The 3,184-nt window shown below is 52.1% G+C and carries 3 protein-coding genes; 1 reads left to right on the top strand and 2 read right to left on the bottom strand.

Going from position 1 to position 3,184, the window contains the following annotated elements; translation table 11 throughout:
• Nucleotides 1-1,587: BCCT family transporter (locus INT22_RS06520; RefSeq protein ID WP_193067910.1), on the top strand; the 1,587-nt coding region annotated here is incomplete at its 5' end.
• Between the two features lie 80 nt (nucleotides 1,588-1,667).
• Here INT22_RS06520 and INT22_RS06515 read toward each other — a convergent pair.
• Together INT22_RS06515 and INT22_RS20385 are read right to left on the bottom strand one after the other, a co-directional pair.
• Nucleotides 1,668-2,393 (bottom strand): 3'-5' exonuclease, encoded by a 726-nt coding sequence (locus INT22_RS06515; protein WP_089039606.1) that lies wholly within the window; start codon nucleotides 2,391-2,393, stop codon nucleotides 1,668-1,670.
• Between the two features lies 1 nt (nucleotide 2,394).
• Nucleotides 2,395-3,184 (bottom strand): putative nucleotidyltransferase substrate binding domain-containing protein (locus INT22_RS20385; RefSeq protein ID WP_226912459.1); only part of this gene is annotated, 790 nt, incomplete at its 5' end.

Here is a 3,184-nt window from a genome sequence, read left to right as displayed (position 1 = left end):
CCCGCCCCTGACGGCCCAGCGAATCTAATAGATACCGATTACGTTATCGGTCAAGACAACATCACTACCACCAGGATGGGGGTGAGCCTTGATCTACATGGCAAGGTGTTCACCATTTCATCGATTGTGGTGCTTCTGTTTGTCGTATTAACCCTCGCGCTACAAGACACTATCGCACCGGTGTATGACGCCATTTTTAGTTTCTTGACCGGTAATTTAGCGTGGTTCTTTATACTTGCCGCCAATGTTTTCGTTATTCTGTGTCTTGGGTTAATTGTTTCGCCACTCGGTAAAATTCGCATCGGCGGCGCTGATGCAAAGCCCGATTTTACCTATGTGGGCTGGTTTTCAATGCTATTTGCTGCGGGCATGGGCATCGGCCTGATGTTCTTTGGCGTTAACGAGCCATTGACCCACTTTGGTACCTCTTTTGATGGAGGTAGCTGGGCACCATTAGCGGGTGCGGAGGGCGATGCTGCAGGCGCAGCTGCGCTGGGTATGGCAGCGACTATCTTTCATTGGGGCCTTCACCCCTGGGCGATTTACGCAGTAGTAGCGCTGTCACTTGCCTTATTTTCGTTCAACAAAGGGCTACCGCTGTCTATGCGCTCGGTATTCTACCCAATTCTGGGTGAGCGCGTCTGGGGTTGGCCGGGGCATTTAATCGACATTCTGGCGGTCTTTGCCACGCTGTTTGGCCTAGCGACATCGCTTGGTTTGGGGGCGACTCAAGCAGCGGCAGGGTTAACCTACTTGTTTGGCGCACCAGAAAGCGATATCACGATGATTCTGCTCATCATCGGCATCACGATTATTGCTATCGGGTCGGTTATGGCCGGTGTCGACAAAGGCGTTCAGTTGCTTTCAAAAGTCAACATCGCCATGGCGGCTTTGCTGCTGTTCTTCGTTATTGCCGTGGGTCCAACACTGCTTATTGCGACAGGCTTCTTTGAAAACCTAATTAGCTACGCCGTTAACCTGCCGGCTCTATCGAATCCGTTTGGCCGTGAAGATGCGAACTTTAGCCAAGGCTGGACGGCCTTCTACTGGGCTTGGTGGATCTCCTGGTCCCCGTACGTAGGTATGTTTATCGCACGGGTTTCTCGTGGCCGCACCGTTCGTGAATTCTTAGTCTCGGTACTGATTGTACCCTCCGTGGTATCGGTACTGTGGATGACCACCTTTGGCGGCACCGCCATTGATCAGTACGTTAGCGAAGGCATTGAAGCCGTGCGCGACGCCGGTGTGGATCTGCAGCTGTTCATCATGCTTGAACAACTACCGCTGTCACAAATCACCTCGTTTGTTGCGATTCTACTGGTCATTATTTTCTTTGTGACCTCTTCTGACTCAGGCTCACTGGTTATCGACTCAATTACTGCAGGCGGCAAGGTGGATGCACCGAAGCCTCAGCGCGTGTTCTGGGCGATTATCGAAGGGGCTATCGCAATTGCGTTGCTGCTTGGCGGTGGTCTGACCGCACTGCAAACTATGGCGGTTTCTACCGGTTTCCCGTTCACCATCATCTTGCTGGTGGCATGTTATGCCATTATCAAAGGGCTGATGAGCGAGCCTAAAGCGGTATGATGTGAATCGCTAACCATTGCACCGAATCGCAAACGGGCAGCCAAATGGCTGCCCGTTTGCGTTAAATAACGCTGCACTGCTCAAACCCAAATATCTTTCAACTGCGTCTCAGGCGTGTAGTGATGACTGATCTGCGCTTGTAACAGTTCGGCTGTCGCCAATGCATCAACCAGCGCGTGATGTCCTTGATAGACAGGCAGGCCATAGCGTTCTCGACTGGCATTTAAACGAATCGAAACAGGCGGACGCCCTAACCAACGGCGAAACCGTGCCCATAACGTTTGTCGATGCATGCGCGCTTCAAGCGACATCGTATCGATCATCGGGAACATCACCCCGTCTCCCCGTCGTGCCTTTACGGCAGCATCAAGAAACGGGCGTTCGATGTTGCGAAAATGTACCACCACAAGTCGCCCTGCCAGCACCGCTAGGAGCTCATCCAGCACGGCATCAAAGTCCGGGGCAGTGGCGATTTCAGAATGAGTGATGTGATGGTAAGCAATGGACGCCTCATCTAAGGGTCGCGAGGGTTTCACTACCCAGTAGCGACGCTGAGCAAGCGGAATGCGATCCAGTGTGAAAGGCACCACCCCAATGCTGACAATCGCATGACGCCGCTCGTCCAAACCGGTTGTTTCCATATCTAACGCAACCATCGGCACTTGCGCGATAGGCGTATCCGGACTAGGTAGCGGTGTTGCGAAAAATTCCCTAAGCGCACCATCATGGGTCTTTTCGGCACGCTCAGCCATATAGCCTATCCAGTTAGCTTGAACTACTTTTTGGCGGGGCCGAATTCCACGCATATTATCGCCCCTGCCGCTGAGTGGGTATTGGGTAGCGGAACTTTAAGAATTTTTGCGCGTTGTTGAGTACTTGGAAAGCATCTTTAAGCGTGTGGCGCTCGCTATCCTCAACATTCTCCGGTTCGATATTGTTATCGGGGAAACGGTCTTCCTGTAGGTCAATCACTTGATGACGAATCCGCGACATGCATAAAAACTCCAGCGCATAGCTCAGTTTGTCGCTAACGCCCGTCGCCAGTAGCTGAGTATTGCTAATATCGTTTAAGCGCTGGAACGAGTTTTGCGCTTTAGACCCACAGGCCAGCGCATGTACCCGAATAAGATCAACCATCGGAGCAGTACCACGCCGCTTTAGGTTGATTGAGTTGTTATGTTTGCCATCTTTTTCCATCACAAACGTGCGGAAGAACCCAAGCGGCGGTGTTCGATTCAGCGCATTACGGGCCATGGCCGCCAAAAACAGTGGCGACTGGGGCGCCGTTTGGGCAATCAAATCCTGGAGTGCTTCAACAAAATGGTCTTCGCCGTAAATGCTGTCTAAATCGAAGAAAATCGAACTATGGAGTAGTCGTTCAGGGGTTGGGTTCGCCATCCAATCTTGGAAATAGCGCTTCCAAACATGCAACGGCTGACGCCACTGGCGGTTAGTCGCCATCACATCGCCTTTACAGTAGGTATAACCGCAGGCATCTAAGCCATCGCTAACAAAGGCAGCTAACGCGTGGAAGTAGTCGTCATGCTCGTCGGGATTGAAGTCGTCTGACAAGACCAGTGCATTATCCTGGTCAGTG

The organism is Halomonas sp. 3D7M (assembly GCF_014897885.1).
Classification (GTDB): domain Bacteria; phylum Pseudomonadota; class Gammaproteobacteria; order Pseudomonadales; family Halomonadaceae; genus Vreelandella.
The sequence above is the reverse complement of the archived record's forward strand: the minus strand, read 5'-3'. Positions and strand labels throughout refer to the sequence as shown.